The following is a 19,916-nucleotide window of genomic DNA, read 5'->3' as shown; positions in this document are numbered from 1 at the left end:
CATTATATCGCCTAGCCGCTTTAGTTTGAATCGAAATGATAGGTATCTATTTGTAACTAAACTAACCCTTTAAACAAGGGCTAAAGTTTGAGTAGTTGCTCCGCTTCAGTGTTGGACTCTAGGTTCACCCCACCCCAAAGCTGTTCATTGAAGGGCTGCATAAGGCCGTTATCAATATCGAAACTCATCAGCCTGTCCTCTTTGACTAATAAAGGGCCATCAAGGTCGATATATTTTGCAAAAGGAGTGAGTAAAAAAGCGGGAGCCATGGCCAGTGAACTGCCGACCATACAGCCTAGCATGATGTCGAAACCCATCTCTTTAGCTTGCGCCGCAAGAGCTACGGCTTGGGTTAATCCGCCAGTTTTATCCAGTTTGATATTGACGACATCATACTTGCCTGAAAGCGCAGAGAGATCCTTGACGGTGTGGCAAGACTCATCGGCACATAACGCAATATTGATAGTTAAACTTGCAAGTGCTTCATCTTTTTCTGCGGGTAAGGGTTGCTCAATCAGTACCACGTTTAGCGCAGCAAGTTTATCTGCACATAATCGTAAATCTTCAATAGACCATGCTTCATTCGCATCCACAATAAACTGACTATGGGGAGCCATAGTATGGATAGCTGTCATCTTTTCAATAATGTCGATATTGTCGAGTTTAACCTTGATTAATGGTGCTTTTACTAAGGGTTTAGCCGCTTCTGCCATTGCCTCTGGAGTGTCTATGCTCAAGGTCTGCGCTGTGATCACTGCTCCTGTTTTTGGCAGATTAAAACGAGCCTGTGTTGCAATGCCGGTTAACTTTGCTTGAAGATCTAAGTAGGCGCAATCCAGTGCATTTTGAGCAGCGCCTTGACTATGAGCTGAGATAGCATTGGCAAAGTCGGTAAACTGTTTAGCGTGAGTACAGACGGTTTTGATGCTTGATATAGTGCCTTCAATAGTTTCTCCATATCGAGCATAGGGGACGGATTCGCCCCATCCGATAACTTCTTGATATTTAATTATTACCACAATCACTTGTGCGGCATTTTTTGCTCCGCGAGCAATTCTAAATACCTGCTTAAGAGGAATTGATTGTTGAATAGCGACTAGCTCAAAATCTTCTCCGTGGAAGTGGAGCCGTTTAGTTGAGTCGATCATGCTCTTTTCGCCATATCTGTTATTTTTGCACTATGACTTTTCAACGAGCTATCATCCATTACTGTGAGTTTAGGCGGGGGCAGCTGTAGGTGACTAACGATACTTGCAACACCATCACGCAGAGGATCAACGCAGGCTAAACCGAACTTTTGACCAATAGCACGACAGATCTCCTGTCCTTTATCGATAGATACACTTGAGGTGTTTATTGCGATGCCTGCGACATAGACATTGGGGTTAGTGAGCCTTGCAGCCTGTAAGTTTAAGTTGATAGTATCGGCAATCGAGGGGAACTGACTATTTGGTAGCCCGCGCATATGGCTTCGGTTAAGTGCGTGACAAATTACCAGTGCATCGGGCTGTGAGCCATGAAGTAAGCCTAAGCTGACGCCAGCAAAGGCTGGGTGTGATAGTGAACCTTGCCCCTCAATGATATCCCAATGCTCACCTCTATTATCGGGGGATAATGATTCCGTCGCACCTGAGATAAAGTCAGAGATGACACAGTCGATAGCCACACCCTTACCTTTAATCAGGATCCCGCACTGACCTGTAGCTCTAAAATCAACATCGAGCTGTTGGGCTTTCATCTCTTTTTCTAAGGCAAGTGAGGTGTACATCTTTCCTACTGAGCAATCGGTGCCCACAGTTAGCAAGCGTTTACCACTGCGTTTTTCACCAGTCCCTGTTTTAAATGATTGCTGTGGGTGGCGGATATCAATGAGCTGTCTGCCCAAGTTACTAGCAAGTTGAGCTAAGTCGTCAATGTCTGCTAGTTTCTGATGTAATCCGCTGACAACATCTAAACCCTGCTCTAGTGCTTGCTTAATCACATCGTGCCATTTGGCATCAAGTACACCGCCGCTATTGGCAAATCCTAATACAAATGATTTTGCTCCCATTTTTGCGGCTTGAGCGATAGAGAGCTGTGGCAGACCTGTTGTGACAGTGCAGCCTGTAACGCTAAGTTCACCTAAGCACTGCTCTGGGCTCCAGTCGACAGGGCCTTGTGCCATTTTGATTGAGAGCTTGTCTGTGGCATCGCCGATAAAGAGGAGATAGGGAGCTTTTATCATGGGATGATGACCCTTATTATTAAGTGTAATTGCGATTAATTACAGCTTAGCGGATCTATCATTTGGATAAATTTGAAAGAGTTATCATGGCTATAACTCAAGGTTATAGGTTGCTGTAAGACTATGATATTACACTGGTTAAATAATTTAAAAACTCTTTGTTAGCGGAAGATAAATTGCTGTTCTCTAAGTGTAATGCACTGATACTAAACTCTAATGGTGGGTCAAATGAAGCCATTGCCGTGTTTGGGGATAGATTGCCAAGGGCGGTAAATTTATCGACCACACATAGTCCAATATTTTGCGCCACTATTCTGGCTGCAAGGAAATAGGTTTGTACCCTAATATTGGGGGTTATATTGATATTCTCTTCAAGCATTCGAGTCCAGAGTAGATCCCCAAGTGGACCGCTATCCCCGATGTCGATAAATTCATGTTCGCTCAGCTCTGCAAAAGAGAGTTTAGTGGGGCAGTGCGGGAACAGTGCCTTAGGGTAAACGATGGTGAGTTCTGAGCGAGCCAGTTCTATCTCATTGAGACCAGGTTGTTTATCCGGGGAGAAGACAATGGCAAGGTCGCACTTTCTTTCAAGCAGGGTGTGCATCACCGATTCATTGTGAATGGTCTGCAATTGAATACTCACTGCAGGGTGATCACGATGAAAGTTGGCCACGGCTTCTGGAATGCTGTCAAAACCAAGTGCAGGGGTAAGCCCTATTTTGATGCTTCCAAATTCTGATTTTTTAATATTGTTAGCCGTGTTTTTAATGGATCTTAACTGTTGATAGATTTTATCAACATCACCAAATAATATTTTTGCTTCTTCGGTGGGCGTCAATCGCCCTTTTACTCGGTTGAATAACTGAAATCCCAACTGCAGCTCGGCGTGTGACAGCACCTTACTGACTGAGGGTTGAGACACATGCAAGATTTTAGCTGCATTGGTGATAGAGCCTGTGGTGTAGATGGCGTGAAATATCTCTATGTGTCTCAGTCTCATGTATTTTCCTTAAACAATTCGTCTCTCATTGGCTATATTAATGGGGACTAAACGTAGATATACACTAATGCAGCCCAAAGGATAGCCGCAATGGCGGCGGCAAGTGACGCGGGGACGATTTGGGACTTTACATGATCCATAAGATCGCAGCCAGTCGTCATGGCGCTCAACACGGTAGTATCTGAGATTGGAGAGCATTGATCGCCATAAATACTGCCATTTAGCACAGTGGCAAAACAGATCATTAAGTAAAGCTCTGGATTCGCCAGCTGTTGTACTTGAGATATCTCCCACGCCAGAGGCATAGCAAGAGGGAAGGCGATAGCGTAAGTTCCCCAACTGGTACCTGTAGAGAAAGCGATGAGCATAGTGATCAGCTGTAATGTTAATGGCACCAGCCAATAGGGTAGTTGCTCGGCCAGCAGTGACACTAGGTATAGACCCCCACCAATCTGCTTACTAATGCTACCTATGATCACTGCTAACATTAAAATTACTGAAGCGAGTACGACGCCCTTAAGGCCTGTACCGAAGCCATCAATGAGGTCGTTTAAGCTCATCCCTTTGATAAGCGCAATACCGCCAGAAAGTAACAGTGCAGCGGTGAATGCCCAGTTCACTTTAGGTGATCCTAGGGCTATAAAAGTGCCTATTGCGATACAAATTAGGCAGACTAGGGGCACAACAAACTCCAGCATATTGGAGCGATAGTTGGCGGGGACTGCAACTGTCTGTAGCTCTTTGGCGCTCAAAGGTCTAGCGTGGGGAGCATCAAGTTCGCCGGTTGTTGCCGCTCTTTGGTGAGCTTGTTGGATACGTTTTCCTGAAAACTTGGTGATGTTTAAGCTGAGCAGAAGAGTACCCAAGACGGCAAAAATACCGTAAAAACTAAAGGGAATACTGCTAAAAAAGAAGCTCAATCTATCCGATTCAGTGGCAAGAAAGGCCACACCAGGGACAAAGATGAGGGCTTGAACATAAGCGGGCCAGGCATTAAAAGCAAGCACGGCTGCGATGGGGGAGGCGGTAGAGTCAACAATGTAGCTCATCTCTTCGTGACTCACTTTAGCTTTATCTGCTAAAGGGCGTACCGTAGTGCCTACAAGCACGGTACTCATGGTACCACCTTGGAAAAAGAGCACCCCAAGAAGCCAAGTGACTAATTTGGCACTTTTAGGTCCTTTAACAAAATGTTTAGCCATATAGTCTGCAAAAGCTTGTGCTGCGCCTGTCTTGGTCCAGATCCCTAACAGTCCTCCCAATAACCACAGATAGAGCAGTAATAAGCCCGCCGTCCCTTCGCTGGCTAAATTTGGAATGAGCACTTTATCGATAACATCGAACTGTCCCAGCATAAATGCACCGACTATGATGCCAGTCAATAGTGATATTAAGGGTTCGCGAGTGAGTAAGCATAAACAGACAGTAATGAAAGCGGGTAGTAGTGACCAGACTCCAAAGTGAAATGCAGGTTTGAGTAAACGTATTGTCCCTTGAGAGTCCTGTACCCACTGCTGTTCAATACTTGGCTCAGTTTCAAGTTTATCTAGATTTTCTTGGGATAAAGGGGAGAGTTTATAGGGGATTAGCTCTCCTACGAGTATCTCTTTACCTTTGAATTTATAAGCGAGTTGGCCATCGAGGTTCGAATAAAGCTCGTAGCTAACGGCTCTCTCTAACCATTGCTTGTCGATATAGTGGTGGCAAAAAATGCCTGCTAACAGGCCGAATATCAGCATAAAAAGCGCTGTTGTCTGGTTTTTCCTCATCATTATCTCTTTTATATTTCTAATTATTGAGATCCAGTTTACCGAGTTAAATTAACATTTCTCGACTTATTTCGCTACAAACGTATAACCTAAGGTTATGCCGTGATTAGAAACGGGTATTGGTAATGTCAGCAGAGTTTATTCAGTGTAAGTGTCAGGAAAAAACAGATAAAGCCGGTATGAAGTGAGCTAGGCAAAATGGGAAGGGAAAAGCTAAATGAACAATAATAAAAAGACCTATGGTGTTGGGCTGAAATTAAGCTATTTAAGTGTCTGCTTATGCAGTGCGTTAGCAACAAACGCGCTGGCTGCAGAGGAAGAAGACAAGCAAGCAGCGGATGAGTCAATTGAGCGTGTAAGCGTGGTTGGTTCTAATATTAAGCGCGCTGTCGACAGTGGCTCACTCCCTGTCACTATGCTGACAGAGGAGGACATTGAAAACACGATGGCGATGTCAGGCGATGACCTTTTACGTCAAATTCCGCAGATGGGTGAAGTTAATTTTGGCGCGTCAACCGGTAATGGTGGTGTGAACGATGCCCGTGGAGATGTAGCGTCAATTAACCTCAGAGGATTGGGTACGGGGAATACCTTAACCTTACTCAATGGTCGTCGTGTTGTGACCCATCCCGGTACTCAGACCGAAAATTTTGTACCAGTTACAACGGTTAACTCGAATGCGCTTCCTATTTCGGGTCTACGTTCATTAGAGGTGCTCCGCGATGGCGCTGCCGCGATTTATGGCTCTGATGCCGTTGCTGGTGTGGTGAACTACAAGTTAAAAGATGATTATGAAGGACATAAAGTCTCTTTCTCCTATGGTGGTTCTGAAGGCACCTCTTTGCGGGAGGGAACGATGAGCTATTTAGGTGGCATATCACTCAACGAAGGCAAGACTCACCTTACTGGTTCATTAAGCTACTTTGATAGAGAAGGTATGATGGCATCAGAGCGAGACTATGCTAAAAGCCATGACCTACGTGAGTATCCTACACTGCCTGAAGGTTTTATTGGTGATACCCAGCTTGATAACCGTACCACGACAACCCCCTGGGGAGAGTTTAGAAGTGGGTCGTTAAAAACTTTTCATATTCAGCCAGACAGCATGGATGGATGTGTCCAAGATCTCGGTAATGGGATCTGCGCTGATAAAGGCAGTTTGTCGAGAGATCTTCGTTTCGACCGCGGCACAACACGCTCTTTAGTATCAGATGTCGATAGACTCAATTTTTATGGTTACGCTACCCATGATCTGAGTGATTCACTCGAGTTTTTCTCAGAAATTACCTATTACAAGGCCAACTCAGAACGAAGGCGTGAACAGGCTGGTAACTTAACGGCGCAGAGATTTACTATCGATGAGAATGCCTATTACAACCCGTTTGGAGAGAGTGTGGATGTTAGACGTTATCGTCCGATAGATGCGGGCCCAAGAATCATCAATGTCGAAAACACCAGTTACCGTATTCTGGGTGGTTTTAAAGGAAACTTCGGCGATTGGGACTGGGATAGCGCGATCTTCTATACAGCTGCTGAAACTAACGATGTTGCTAACCGAGTGCAGGCAAGTAAATTTCAAGCCGCAGTCAACAGTACCAATCCGGATCTGGCGTACAATATCTTTAATGGCGGGGATATTAATAACCCCAATGCTGGGGATGGAACGCTTAACTCTCAAGCGGTGATCGATCAGTTTATGGTCGATGTACACAGAGATGGTAAAACGAGTTTAGCGTCAATAGACTTTAAGGTGAGTAACGGCCAACTTTGGAGCCTACCTTCAGGTGATATTGGTCTTGCGATGGGGGTTGAATATCGCAGAGAGACCTTTGAGGATATCCGTGATCCTCTATTAAATGGCAGTAACCCTTTTGTTGACTCAGTCACAGGTGAGGAGCTTTCTGGTAGTGATGTGTTGGGGTCAAGTCATACACCAAATTCAGATGCTGCAAGAAATGTCGCTTCAGTTTATGCTGAACTACTTATCCCGCTGTTAGACTCCTACTCGCAATATATTGAGCTACAGATTGCTGGTCGTTATGAGAACTTCTCCGATGTGGGATCGGCGGCTAAACCTAAAGTCGCGCTCTACTGGGAACCTATCGATTGGTTAAGTATTCGTGCTTCTTATGCTGGTGGCTTTAGGGCACCAGGTCTGCCGCAAGTGAGCGCAGAAGGTGTGCCAAGAAGTAATGGACTCTATGATCCTGTATTGGACGAGACTTATGGCATTATCGATATTCGCAGTGGCTCTACTGATCTAAAACCTGAAGAGTCGGTGAATACTTCAGTTGGTTTTGTGTTTAATCCAACCAGTAATTTTACCTTTACGGCTGACTATTGGCAGATAGAGCAGGAGAACATTGTTGGTATCTTACCCGGTTCATCTCATCTGCTTTATGACTCGCTACTTCGTAGTCAAGGCTCATCTAATCCCGCAGTGCTTCGTGATGACAGCACCATGGAGGTGATTCAGATCAATAACGATTATTTAAACCTGAATATTCGTAATATCGAAGGCGTCGATTTCAGTTTTCTTTACTCGCTTGAAACCGATATTGGTGAATGGGATTTCTCTGCTAACGTGGCTCACTTGATTAAGTTCTACCAAGATGCAGATCCGATCTCAGCTCAGCTAATTGCGGCGCAAGAGGCGGGCAATCCTGCGGTTCCAGTTGATAGAACGGTTGCTGGGGCTGGCGATCTCATTAAAGAAAATGGTCGTCCTGAGTGGCGTGGCAGAGCTGAGGTAAACTGGCGTTTAGATCAAATTGCTGCAGGAGTCAGCTACAATTACATCAGTGATGTGATTGATACGAGTGCGACTTACACCAATGACAATGAGGAGGTGATTAAGCTGCCCGTAGACAATTTTGAAACCATCAATGTTTATGCTGATTACCGTTTTAAAGGGGCTCACCTCCTTGATAATAGTAAGCTGCGTTTAGGCGTCAGAAACATCACTGACGAGCAGCCACCTTTAGCTGATGAGTTAGCCCATGGTTACTTTGGCAGTTTACATTCAAACCGTGGTCGATACTTTTACATGAACTTTAGTAAGTCATTCTAACTTTGGTATCTTCTTATAACATGGCCTATTAAGGCCATGTTTTCTTACATTTAGGTTCTGTTATGTTGTCTCCCTACAAATTAGTTACGACGGTTTTTTATACTGGATTATCACTGTTTGTCTTTACCGCTTGTCAGAGTGTTTCCACTTCGAACGAAAATAACTGTCATTTCGCCAACGTTAAGTTTGAAACTGACTTTTCAACGGGTCGGCTTGACCGTTGTCAGCAACTCAGTGACACGCGATTTTTACTGACCTTGCGCCCTGAAAATAGGCCGATTAATGACAGTGCTTGGTACGCCTTCAAACTGGTAACCCAATCCCCCCAAGAGGTGGAGATTGTGATGGAGGTCGAAGGGGGCAAACATCGATATCTACCCAAAGTAAGTCGTGATGGCGAGGTCTGGTCGCTTAAAGAGTACAAATTGAGGAGCCAACAGCTTAAGATGCACTTTGCTGCTACAGACCAACCTATCTGGGTTGCAGGGCAGGAGATCATCGATAATCAAGATTACCTAGAGTGGGGCGAAGCATTAATGGCCCAAGGAAAGGTAAACCATGAGCAACTTGGCTTGTCGACTGAGCAGCGCCCTATTATGAAGCTAGAGGCGAGTACAGACAAAGGGGATAAAGAGTGGTTGTTGGTGCTGGGGCGTCAACATCCCCCTGAGTTAACAGGTGCTATGGCACTGTTTCCATTTAGCGAAGTGTTACTGTCGAACACTCAGCTTGCTAAGGAGTTTAGGCAGAGGTTTAACATTGTCATTATTCCAAACTTGAATCCTGACGGCGTAGAGGTGGGTAACTGGCGCCATAATGCGAATGGCGTTGATCTCAATAGAGATTGGGGGAAGTTTAAACAGGCTGAAACTCGTGTCGTGGCAAGCTACCTTGAACGTTTGATTGCATCGGGAGATAAGCTCCACTTTGCCGTAGATTTTCATTCGACTCGAAAAGATATCTTCTACACTATGCCGAGTGATTATGGGTTACAAAACCCGCAGATGGTGGAGCACTGGTTAGATGAGTTAGACAACCAATACACAGGTTTTAAGGTGATTCAACAACCAGGTAATAATCCAGATATAGGCGTATTTAAGCAGTATATTGCCGATAAATATGGGGTTCATGCCATCACTTATGAGATGGGAGATAATACCAACAGACGATTTATCGACAATCTCGCGATAAATGCCGCAAACAGTCTGATGCAGACCATGCTTGCATCGAAGCCAGTAGAGTAGACCTTGATATGATTAGAAATGCATATTTATTTCTCTTAATCTTGCTGCCCGCTTTGCAGGGATGTTCAAGTGACAATCAGTTACCGCCCCAAGCATCTTCTAAAGTTGCGAAGGTGGATATTTTGATCCACTCAGGTCAAGTGTTTAACAGTAAGAGTAAGCGGTTAGAGCCGATGGATTTGGCGGTTTGTGGCACTATTATTTGTGATATCTATCCAAGAGGAAGTAAGCAAATAAGGGCGAAGAGAAGGATAGATGCCAAAGGGAAAGTGGTGAGTCCTGGCTTTATCGATCCCCACACTCATGCTTTAGCCGAGCTTAAAAGCCATGATAACAACCATAACCTCAACTATCTGACCCAAGGTGTCACTACAGTCATTATCGGCAATGATGGTGATGGTAGCGCTGATATCGATAAGCTGAGTAAAGAGTTATTAGCCAATGGTATTGGCACTCATGTCGGCATGCTGGTGGGTCATGGCGCAGTGCGTCAGCAAGTGATGGGTAAAGCGAAACGAATGCCCACAAGCAAAGAGCTCAATGCAATGGAGTCACTGGTTGAGCAAGCGATGGCCCAGGGGGCGTTGGGGTTTTCATCGGGTCTTTATTATGTGCCGCAAAACTACGCGAGTACAGAAGAGGTGATTGCGCTGGCGAAAGTGGCTGCTCGATATCATGGGATCTATGATACTCACCTTCGTGATGAGAGCAGCTTTAGTATCGGTTTATTGCCCGCTGTTGATGAAGCGATTGCGATTGCAACGCAAGCTAATGTTCATCTGCACCTTGCACACTTAAAAGCACTTGGCGTCGATGTATGGGGGCAAAGCGGTGCCGTGATAGATAAAGTTGAACAAGCTCAATCTCAAGGGATCTCAATTTCGGCAGATCAATACCCCTGGCTTGCATCAGGTACTAAGCTACATAACGCCATCATGCCTAAATGGGTGATGGCGGATTCTCAAAACGCTTTTTTCAAACGCTTAAATGATCCTGCGCTCTATCAGCAACTCAATCGTGAGATAACTGAGAATCTGCGTCGCCGAGGCGGTGGTAAGGCCCTGCTTATTACTGCGTTTGACGAGCAACAACTCATCGGGAAAACCTTAGAGCAGATCGCTATCGCATTGGATAAATCTGAAGTGGACGCAGCAATTGAACTGGTGCAGCGCGACGAGGTGAGAGTGGCTTCTTTCAATATGTCAGAGCAAGATCTAGCGAACTTTATCGTTAAACCTTGGGTGGTGACTTCATCAGATGGCACCGATGGTCATCCAAGGAAATATGCTTCGTTTCCGCAAAAGTACCAGCAGTATGTAAAGCAAAATTCGCTGTTAACCCTTGAAGAGTTTATCTACCAAAGCGCCACAAAAACAGCGGAGATATTAAGTTTGAGTAAAAGAGGGCAACTGGGCGTAGGCATGTTTGCTGATATTGTTATTTTCGATACAGAAAACTACCGTGCACAAGCCGACTTCTCTCACTGGAACCGTTATTCAACTGGGGTTGAAGCTGTACTTATTAATGGCCAGTTAGCGATAGATAAACAGCAATATACAGGGATATTGGCAGGGCAGGTATTGAAGCCGTGAATTTTGTTTTTGCTAAAAAGTGTTGTAGAAACAGGGTTGTAAGGAATAGTACTGTAAAAAATAACGCCACTCAGTTGAGTGGCGTTATTAATATATCTAGAAACATATTTAGAAAAGTGTCTATAAGATAAAGCTTATTGAGCCGACTTTAAGAACTCAACGATTTGATCGAATGGCACTTCTTGCTTCTCACCTGTGCGGCGGTTCTTATACTCGAATACACCGTTATCAATATTACGATCACCAATCACGACAACATGTGGCAGACCCACTAGCTCCATATCGGCAAACATCACACCTGCGCGCTCTTTACGATCGTCAAACAAGACTTCGATACCCGCATCATTCAAATCTTTATATAGCTGTTCTGCCATATCTTGAACGCGATGTGACTTATGCATGTTCATCGGTAAGATCCCAACGCGGAAAGGCGCAATGGCATCTGGCCAGATGATACCGCGGTCGTCGTGGTTCTGCTCAATTGCAGCGGCAACCATACGGCTCACACCAACACCATAGCAACCCATGAGTAAGGTTTGCGCCTTACCATTTTGGTCAAGTACATTCGCATTCATCGCTTCTGAGTAGTTCTTACCTAACTGGAAGATATGACCGACTTCGATACCGCGAAGTAGTGCGATAGTGCCTTGACCACAAGGGCTAGCTTCACCTTCGATGATGTTACGTAGATCGAATGCTTCAGCTTGTGGAAGATCGCGCTCCCAGTTAATGCCAAATAGGTGCTTATTATCTTGATTTGCACCGGCTGCGAAATCACTCATCACGCTGACGCCATGATCGATATAAACAGGGATTTCAAGACCTACTGGGCCGATAGAACCTGGGCCTGCACCCACGGCTTTACGGATCTCGGCTTCATCTGCAAACTCAAAAGGTGCATGAACCGCTGGGATTTTCTCAGCTTTAACTTCGTTAAGGTCATGGTCGCCACGGATAACAAGCGCCACAAGAGGCGTGTCTTCCGATGAACCTTTAACGATAAGTGTCTTCACTGTTTTCTCGATAGCAACGCCGTGCTGCTCAACAAGCTCTGCGATAGTCTTAGCATTGGGTGTATCAACTAAGCTCATCTCTTGCGTTGCTTCACCACGGATCTGGGTTGGCATTGGAGACTCAGCTTTTTCGATATTTGCAGCGTAATCACTACCTGTCGAGTAAGCGATTAAGTCTTCACCGCTGTTTGCCAGCACATGGAACTCGTGTGACATGCTGCCACCGATAGAACCAGTGTCTGCAATTACAGGACGGAAAGCTAAGCCTAGACGAGTCAGGATATTGCTATAAGCCTGGAACATAGACTCATAGGTCTCGTCCATAGTTTCTTGATCTAAATGGAAAGAGTATGCATCTTTCATCAAGAATTCACGTGAACGCATCACACCGAAACGAGGACGTACTTCATCGCGGAACTTCGTTTGGATCTGGAACAGGTTCAAAGGTAACTGTTTGTAAGAGTTAACCTCTTTACGCACGATATCTGTGATCACCTCTTCATGAGTTGGGCCAAGCACGAAATCACGGTTGTGACGATCCTGAAAGCGCAACAACTCAGGACCAAACTTTTCAAAGCGGCCAGTTTCGACCCAAAGATCAGCGGGCTGAACCATAGGCATCAGTATCTCAACAGAACCGGCTTTATTCATCTCTTCACGGACAATGGCTTCTATCTTGCGCAGCACACGAAGTCCTGTCGGCAACCAGCTGTAAAGGCCTGAAGCGTTACGACGGATCATGCCGGCACGTAACATTAATTGATGACTGATCACCTCTGCATCAGCAGGGGTCTCTTTTTGTGTTGAAAGCAGGTACTTGCTAACGCGCATTACCGATATCCAGTTCTGAAAATAAAATTGGACGACATTTTATCATCTATAGGGTTTCTGTCATCAAGTTTATTACACCAAGATAGGCTGGCTTTGGAATGAGGGTCGATGACATTTTCAGATTTGGCTTATGGCTGGTTTGTTATTTTGGATTTGTCGCTCTCCTCTAGAATATTTCTTGCTAAGCAAGGAGAAGGTAGAGGGAAGCAAAAAAGAAAGTATTTAAGATTGTGTAGAATTAAGAATTTTATCTCTTCTGCCACAGAGCTGCTTCGTTCAACAGGAGACTATGGCGTCAACAGCTAATTTGAAGTTTTGGTGCTTCCCACACTATCCCTAAAAAAGGGCCATATCTCAGCATCGAATTTAACGTTACAACCACCTTTCTTATGCAGGCAATAATGGCAACTTTTTTGGGTTTTCCGGCCGCGACCAGCTGCTGATAAGTTTCTTAATGTTTTATATAATGGCTGGAGCTTCGGGATTCCTATAAAATAAGATAGTTAATTGGCTATCAATGAACATGGATGTGATATGAAATTTTGGCTTTTTTTATTTTTTAGTTTCTACTCTCTCGATGGTAATGCCGTTGTGAAAAGGCATGATATTCCCCCAGAAAATTATGTTTTAAACAAAATACCTGAATATCTAATTGATATGCCCTATGAAGGTCATGGCGTACTCATAAATTCGCAATGGGTTGTGACCGTAGCACATACTATTTTTTATGATTATATTGGTAAAGAATTAATAGTTGGTTCAAAAGCTTATGAAATTGAAAGCGTTCATATACACCCTGATTACACTCAACCTCATAAAGACTTACTTAAAGGCGATTTGGCGCCCTTAATGAGTTTCTTTAAATCTAGAAGCGATATTGCGCTAATTAAATTAACCTCAAGGGTTAATGGTGTAGAACCAATCAAAATATTTTCTGGTAAAAGTGAAAAAGGTAAAACAGTTACAGTCTATGGTAGAGGGGCTACTGGGAACGGATTAACTGGCGAAGACCCAGGTACCAAATCACTCGGTGTAATGAACCAGTTTCAGAATATTGTTGAAAGCGCGGAAGGTAACTGGTTAGCATTTAAATTTGACCAGCCTGCAAACGCATTACCACTTGAAGGTATGCATGGTTCAGGAGATAGCGGCGGAGCTGCGGTTATATTTCAAGAAGGAGTCCCTTATCTTGTTGGGTTATCAAGTTGGCAGCTGGGGCATGGTGACATATCTTCTTTTCAAGGTGGTTTTTATGGTACTACAGCCTATCAAGTTAGGGTGTCAAATTATCAAGGTTGGATATTAAGTGTATTAGGTCGTTAATAACTTTTTAGCTTGCTAGTGAGGGGGGCACTCGTTTTTTAGGAAATCCTGTAACGGTGTCTGCCTCGTCCCCTGAATGTCCCAATTCTCTTTAAAAACATGTTATAACATGGGAAGAAAGATGAGTGATGGAGGTTATAAGCCTGATATTAAAGGATATGGATAACAATTCATAAGTATAAAGGATTATCAATGCTCTTAATAAATAGCATATATTTAACCGCAGTTAGGTATGTATCTAAGATGAGCTCTGCTGGGATCAAGTTAACAAAAAACAAGGATGAATTAACAATGCAATTGAACAGAACAAATTTAAACGGACCCACCCCTGCTTACATATTTGCGACTTGGGGGGCACTCATTATTGGTGTTTTTGGTTATCTCATCGGGCTTTGGAATGCTGTGCTTGAGCTTAATGAAAAAGGCTATTACTTCGCTGTTTTTCTATTAGCTATGTTTTCTGCTGTGACTCTACAGAAGACAATTCGTGATAAAGCTGAGGGGATCCCGGTTACTAATGTGTTTGTTGGCATGTGCTGGGTGGCATTTTCATCTTCTATCGCATTACTGGTTGTTGGATTAGTGAATGCAACGATGGCTTTGAGTGAGAAAGGTTTCTACGGTATGTCTTTTATTTTGGCTCTTTTTGCCATCATTACCGTGCAGAAAAATATAAGGGATTTAACTGATGAGCAAGGTGTCACAGACCCATCTGCTTTTCCAAAAACCTCCCAGGGTCTAGATGTTGCTATGGATGCCTCTGAACTTATTGATTAAGTCTTTGGTGTCGTTTATGAGTGCCAGTGAATGCGTTGTTTTAATATGCTTATTCGCTGCTCATTTTTCTTTTGCAGGTGTTGACCTTGTGAAAGTTGATGAGTCTGAAAGTAAAATGTATTTACTTGGATGGCGGACAAATGGATTTATGGAGGAGCTCGATATCTATTGATTAACAATGGCTAGCTATTATTGATTCTAATCGATATTAGAGTGAAATCGCATAAGTAAACCAATACAAATAATAAAGCCCCGTACTGTTTCGAGTACAGGGCTTTAACAAATTCAATATTAGCCTACTTGACCGCTGCTTCTGCACTATTCTCAGTGCTTGTTTCAGGGTAGAGTTTGTTCCACCATTGTGGTTCATCTTTTAGGTGTAAGTCGAACCATGCAAGGGTAGCATCCCACCAATCAAACCGAGCTTGGCGACCATTAATGTGATGATCTTGGCCGTTAAACTCTATTAGCTCCACAGGCTTACCTAACATTTTCAATGCACTATACATGTAATGACTTTCACCTACAGGGACATTGGTGTCGGCATTACCATGGAGTAATAGCATCGGCGTGTTGATTTTGTCTGCATTGTATAGCGGGCTGTGTTCAACATATAAGTCGCGATTATTCCATGGGAAGCTGCCTTTACTCGCTACGCCTGAATAGCCATATCCCCACCAACCGTGTCCCCAGTAAGCAGATAAATTACTGATCCCAGCATGTGCCATAGATGCAGCAAAGATATCGGTTTTAGTGGCTAAATACATGGTCATGAAACCACCGTAAGAGGCGCCCATGTTACCCACGCGTTTAGGATCGACAAACTTGTGTTCTTTTAAGAAGGCTTGTGTGCCTTCGATAATATCGTCAGCGCTGTAATCGCCCCATGCGTTTACATGACGGCCACTGAATGCTTGGCCGTAACCTGTAGCACCATTAGGTTGTAGTACATAAACCACATAACCTTTAGCTGCCCATAAGTTAAATGGCCAACGACCGGTAAAGTTACGGGTCACTGGTGCGGTTCCACCATAGTAATACACCAGTGCTGGGTATTGTTTATTTGCATCAAAATCGACAGGGAAGTAAACCCGGCCATCAATGTTATGACCGTGGGTGTTGGTAAAATCAAAGTCTTGAATATCACCAATACGAGTGTCTGCATAACTTGCCGCTTGGCTATCAAACAGTAATGCCTTTTTACCAGACTTTATAAGGTAAGCTTTTTGCGGCACAGTGGCTGACGTGCCGGCATAAGCGATAACGGGTTTTGATAAATCGCTGGCAACACTGAAGTGGTTAACCATGTCCATGCCGGTATTGATCTTTTTAAAGCTTTTACGGCTTAAATCGAACAGGTAGAGCTGACTGCGATCACCTTCGCCTACACGAAGAATTAAATCATCATTACTAAGTTTACCTGCACCGCCTATTGCGGGATCAAAATCTTTGCTTAACGGAATAACTTTGCCGTTGTCGTCGCGCCAGTACAATTGGCCATCGTAATTATTCACGACCACAGACGAGTCTTGAACGCCTAGGCCCTTCATAAAGTCTGGGCCCGCCATGATATACATGCCGTCATCAGTGTAGGTTGCTGAATCGAAAGTACGATATTCCCCAATCAGGGTTTCAGTTAATGTATTAACATCAAGTTCGACCAGCTGAGTGAGCCCATGTGCAGGTTCTTTATAATCGACTGGGAAGCGAGTCAGCAGTAACTTATCGTCATCAGGATGGCTATCAAGTAGGTTGCTGCTGAGTTTGCCATCAGTCAATTGACGGATAAAACCTGAAGCAATATCAAGTTGGTATATTTGGCTGTTGTTGCGCCAATAGCTCCATCTATCTTCTAATGCTTGAAAACGTTTATTGGTCGCTTTCTCATCGGCTTTGAAGGGGTTTTCCCAGTGGAATAAAAGGCTATCTCCATACCACTTAAGTGCTGAAACATTTTCCATTTGAGTCGCTGCAACATCAATGCTGATATTAGATACGGTAAGCAACTGAATCTGCTTATCTGCGACAAATGCGAGCTGCTTACTGTTATCGGACCAAGTGGCACTTGAAGGTGCACTATCTTGCCAACGATATATCACTTCTTTATCAGAGACATTTAGTAACTCAGTAACAGCAACAGGCTTGTTATCGTTATTCGCTGGGTAATGACGTTTGGTTTGCAGTAAATATCTACCATTTGGTGATAAGCTGAGGCTAGTGATCACTTCTGAGTCAAAAAGTTGTGCGGGAGAGACTCTATGGGTTTTTGTCGTCGTAAAGCTGGGGTTATCAATGTCAGATTTACCTTGCCAATCTAAGCTAAACGGCACCTCTTCATCGATACCATCGGCAAGTACCATTAATTGGTAATCACCACTTTGCAATGCCAATTCAACTTTGGAATCGGCTTTGAGCAGCACGCGATTAAGATAGACTTGGGGTTGATTCACACCATTAATGGTCAATGTGCCTTGAGTGAATCGCTCTGCGCTAAGCTGCACTTTATAGGCAATCCAGCCTTTATCATTACTCTTCTTGACTGTTTCCCAGCTGTAACTTTTACCTAAGATATCTAATTCATCATGAAGTGACAAAGACTGAGCCAAGTTAGCCCTTAGTGTATCGCTGTGACTACTTGTTGATAAGGCTTGCGCTGTGACTGAAGTAACGGGGCCGAATTGTTGAATATTGGTTTTGTCTATTTCGGCACTGACGCTTAATCCCGAAAATGCCAATGTGATACTGGCACAAACCAGAGACATAACTTTCATGGGGTATCCTTGTTGTTATTTATTCTTTATTCTTTGATTGAATTTAAACCCAATTTGAGCGCTACAGTGTGTCAAATCTTGTAAAGGAATGCACCTGATTTTGTTAATGCTCATATACCCAAACAACTTCAAGGTGCAGGATTCAGCATGTCGAGAAGTGACAGAGTTCAAGGCATGAAATAGTAGGACTAGTTATTCTCGGCTCTGGTATCCTGCTTCGCCCTACCTTCTGCATCCATGCAGTCGTAATTCAATATTTCATAACACAGAAAAATGTTGCTTCTCGCCGTGCCCTACGGGAGTTCCCGTAGAATTGCTGCACTGCTTTAGTGATTTCAACAAGGGAATAACCATTATCCTCAATCACTGCCTTGTTCAGCTATCCTACGGGGGCTCTGAAACGAGCACCTTGAGGTAGCTTGGGTATAAACTTGTTCTATAAAGAATTGAGTTATATATCTTGAGGAAAAAGAACGGTTGATAATGGTTTTAAAAGAGTAGGGGCTTTATGCACGCTGACATCAATAGGTAGTTATGGGTTAGGGTTTATCTCGTCTATCCCCTATCACTTTTGCTGGATTACCGGCTACAATCGCAAAATCTGCCACATCTTTAGTGACGATACTGCCCATACCTATAACGGCGTGGTCGCCTATGCTCACGCCATCGACGATTCCTGCTTGCGCTCCTATCCAAACATCTTTGCCTATAGTGACGCCTTTAGAATTTGAGGCTTGCTGATAGATAGGTGTGTCGGGAGCCATCCCATGATTAAAGGCATAGATAGTGACGTTATTCGCGATGCGGGTCTGCGCCCCTATCTTAATGCCATTTCGACCACCATCGAGTGAGCAACCATGGTTAATTGCGACCTCATCACCTAGGCTGATAGGGCCGTGAAGGAAGCTGTCTGCCGCTATCATGCAGTGGGAGCCTATGGTGATATCTCGCCCAGGTTCGGCGAATAGTTTCACTTCAGGCGCTATAAAACAGTTATCTCCAAACGTGACTGTTTCTAGCGCTATAAACTCTGCTTGCACCTGCTTTTGCCAAGGCTCAGCCCAGCTAAGCAGCTTAGGCTTGAGGCTGAAATAGAGCCATGGCATATAGGAGAGGCGCTTTTTGTGTTGTGTTTGATAATCGGGAGCTGTCACAGAATCTTCCTTTACCCTTGAGCACCTGCACGTAGCTCTGTTACAACGATGGCGTCATCTTGCATATGCCAGAGTATGTCTAAGTCATAAAGGGCAACCTGGTACTCTTTAGGATCTGCTTTGGACTTCTTATAGGCTGGGCGAGGATCTTGTGCCAGAACGCCAATGATCAGCTCTTCAAATCTAGGGTATTGCTCAAGTTTTTCATAGGCCTTCACCTGTTGATGAGCCTGCTCAGTAAACTTCACTTCAGCCAAAACTGGCGCTTCATGTGCGATGCCGCCTTGAGCTGTTTCAATGGCATCGGAGAAGGGGATATAGGGCTTTATATCGATAACCGGAGTACCATCGAGTAGATCCATGCCAGAGATCTCCAGTGAGACAATGCCGTTTTTATGGTGGATCTTATGGAGTTTTACGACGGATTGTCCGATACCATTAGGCCTGAAAGTGGAACGGGTAGCGAAGACGCCCAGTTTTTCATTACCGCCAAGACGGGGAGGTCTAACGGTGGTTTTCCAACCCTGTGACAGATTCTCATGGAAGCTAAACAGTAGCCAAAGATGTGAGTATTGCTCCAGTCCTCTCACTGCGTCTATATGGTTGAAAGGAGGCTGTAACTCTACAAACCCTCGTGCAGCACCGACGAGTCCCGGTTGTCTTGGGATCCCAAACTTTTGCTTATAGGGGGTACGGCACAGGGCAACAGCCTGAATTTGACTGGTAAATGTCATCTAGTTTTACTTCTTCAATCTGATTATTGAGCTTGGGTGTCGGCTATTTTAATGGCTTGTCCGATGCAGATTGCACTGCTGACACATTGCTGTGTCTGCTCTGGAGAGACAAAACAGGTTTTGATAAGAAGCCCATTTGCGCCTTTATCCGCAGCTTTACGTCTGGCCATTGTGCGTGCTTCAACTATGCTAGCAGGGGCATCATTTTCGCCTATCTGGCAAGACTCTCCCTCGACTAAACCTATCGGCTCAAATTGACCTTTAGGGAGACCATTCTCATACACAGCGACATCGGATGCCTTGAAGTAATCATCAATCGCTTCATCATTAAGGTTACTGTTAAAGGTGTATTCGCCTGCACATCCGCTTAGGAGTATAACCAGAGCGGGAAATAAAATTTTTTTCATGATTGAG

At 44.3% G+C, this 19,916-nt stretch carries 15 protein-coding genes; 6 read left to right on the top strand and 9 right to left on the bottom strand.

Annotated elements, in window-relative coordinates; translation table 11 throughout:
- Positions 1–80: 80 nt before the first annotated feature.
- The 4 genes from K0625_RS02115 to K0625_RS02100 all read right to left on the bottom strand — a co-directional run bounded on the left by K0625_RS02115 (position 81) and on the right by K0625_RS02100 (position 4,996).
- On the bottom strand, positions 81–1,148 hold the full coding sequence (locus tag K0625_RS02115; RefSeq protein WP_220108142.1) for a dipeptide epimerase: 1,068 nt from the start codon (positions 1,146–1,148) through the stop codon (positions 81–83).
- Positions 1,145–2,224 (bottom strand): N-acetyltransferase DgcN, encoded by a 1,080-nt coding sequence (dgcN, locus tag K0625_RS02110; RefSeq protein ID WP_220108141.1) that lies wholly within the window; start codon positions 2,222–2,224, stop codon positions 1,145–1,147. The genes K0625_RS02115 and dgcN overlap by 4 nt, the downstream gene beginning before the upstream one ends.
- 121 nt (positions 2,225–2,345) lie before the next feature.
- Positions 2,346–3,224 (bottom strand): LysR family transcriptional regulator, encoded by an 879-nt coding sequence (locus tag K0625_RS02105; RefSeq protein ID WP_220108140.1) that lies wholly within the window; start codon positions 3,222–3,224, stop codon positions 2,346–2,348.
- 47 nt (positions 3,225–3,271) lie between these two features.
- A complete protein-coding gene (locus K0625_RS02100; protein WP_220108139.1) occupies positions 3,272–4,996 on the bottom strand; it encodes a Na+/H+ antiporter NhaC family protein in 1,725 nt (574 codons plus the stop codon).
- 214 nt (positions 4,997–5,210) lie between these two features.
- On the opposite strand from K0625_RS02100, the gene K0625_RS02095 reads away from it, so the two are divergent.
- From K0625_RS02095 to K0625_RS02085, 3 genes are all read left to right on the top strand, one after another.
- Positions 5,211–8,063, top strand: coding sequence for a TonB-dependent receptor domain-containing protein (locus K0625_RS02095; protein WP_220108138.1), 2,853 nt, complete (start codon positions 5,211–5,213; stop codon positions 8,061–8,063).
- Between the two features lie 62 nt (positions 8,064–8,125).
- Positions 8,126–9,307, top strand: coding sequence for a M14 family metallopeptidase (locus tag K0625_RS02090; protein WP_220108137.1), 1,182 nt, complete (start codon positions 8,126–8,128; stop codon positions 9,305–9,307).
- An 8-nt stretch (positions 9,308–9,315) separates the two neighbouring features.
- On the top strand, positions 9,316–10,899 hold the full coding sequence (locus K0625_RS02085; protein ID WP_220108136.1) for an N-acyl-D-amino-acid deacylase family protein: 1,584 nt from the start codon (positions 9,316–9,318) through the stop codon (positions 10,897–10,899).
- 134 nt (positions 10,900–11,033) lie between these two features.
- Here K0625_RS02085 and K0625_RS02080 read toward each other — a convergent pair whose 3' ends face one another.
- On the bottom strand, positions 11,034–12,743 hold the full coding sequence (locus K0625_RS02080) for a proline--tRNA ligase (RefSeq protein ID WP_220108135.1): 1,710 nt from the start codon (positions 12,741–12,743) through the stop codon (positions 11,034–11,036).
- Between the two features lie 108 nt (positions 12,744–12,851).
- On the opposite strand from K0625_RS02080, the gene K0625_RS02075 reads away from it, so the two are divergent.
- The 3 genes from K0625_RS02075 (at position 12,852) to yiaA (ending at position 14,843) form a co-directional block, all read left to right on the top strand.
- The gene (locus K0625_RS02075) at positions 12,852–13,049 is read left to right on the top strand and encodes a hypothetical protein (RefSeq protein ID WP_220108134.1); all 198 of its coding nucleotides are present in this window, start codon (positions 12,852–12,854) and stop codon (positions 13,047–13,049) included.
- Positions 13,050–13,277: 228 nt separating this feature from the next.
- On the top strand, positions 13,278–14,066 hold the full coding sequence (locus tag K0625_RS02070) for a trypsin-like serine protease (protein ID WP_220108133.1): 789 nt from the start codon (positions 13,278–13,280) through the stop codon (positions 14,064–14,066).
- Positions 14,067–14,258: 192 nt separating this feature from the next.
- On the top strand, positions 14,259–14,843 hold the full coding sequence (gene yiaA, locus K0625_RS02065; RefSeq protein ID WP_269902789.1) for an inner membrane protein YiaA: 585 nt from the start codon (positions 14,259–14,261) through the stop codon (positions 14,841–14,843).
- 296 nt (positions 14,844–15,139) lie between these two features.
- Here the strand turns inward: yiaA and K0625_RS02060 are convergent, their stop codons facing one another.
- The 4 genes from K0625_RS02060 to rcsF all read right to left on the bottom strand — a co-directional run bounded on the left by K0625_RS02060 (position 15,140) and on the right by rcsF (position 19,909).
- Positions 15,140–17,614: an alpha/beta hydrolase family protein gene (locus K0625_RS02060; protein ID WP_220108132.1), complete on the bottom strand. Its 2,475-nt coding sequence runs from the start codon at positions 17,612–17,614 to the stop codon at positions 15,140–15,142.
- Positions 17,615–18,153: 539 nt separating this feature from the next.
- Positions 18,154–18,720, bottom strand: a complete 567-nt coding sequence (locus K0625_RS02055) for an acyltransferase (RefSeq protein ID WP_232846888.1) — start codon at positions 18,718–18,720, stop codon at positions 18,154–18,156.
- A 59-nt stretch (positions 18,721–18,779) separates the two neighbouring features.
- Positions 18,780–19,502 (bottom strand): tRNA (N6-threonylcarbamoyladenosine(37)-N6)-methyltransferase TrmO, encoded by a 723-nt coding sequence (gene tsaA, locus K0625_RS02050; RefSeq protein ID WP_220108130.1) that lies wholly within the window; start codon positions 19,500–19,502, stop codon positions 18,780–18,782.
- 23 nt (positions 19,503–19,525) lie between these two features.
- Positions 19,526–19,909: an Rcs stress response system protein RcsF gene (gene rcsF, locus K0625_RS02045; RefSeq protein ID WP_220108129.1), complete on the bottom strand. Its 384-nt coding sequence runs from the start codon at positions 19,907–19,909 to the stop codon at positions 19,526–19,528.
- Positions 19,910–19,916 lie beyond the last annotated feature (7 nt).

The organism is Shewanella nanhaiensis, assembly GCF_019457885.1.
GTDB classification, from domain to species: domain Bacteria; phylum Pseudomonadota; class Gammaproteobacteria; order Enterobacterales; family Shewanellaceae; genus Shewanella; species Shewanella nanhaiensis.
Note: the sequence above shows the minus strand (reverse complement) of the source record. Positions and strands in the feature narration are given on the sequence as shown.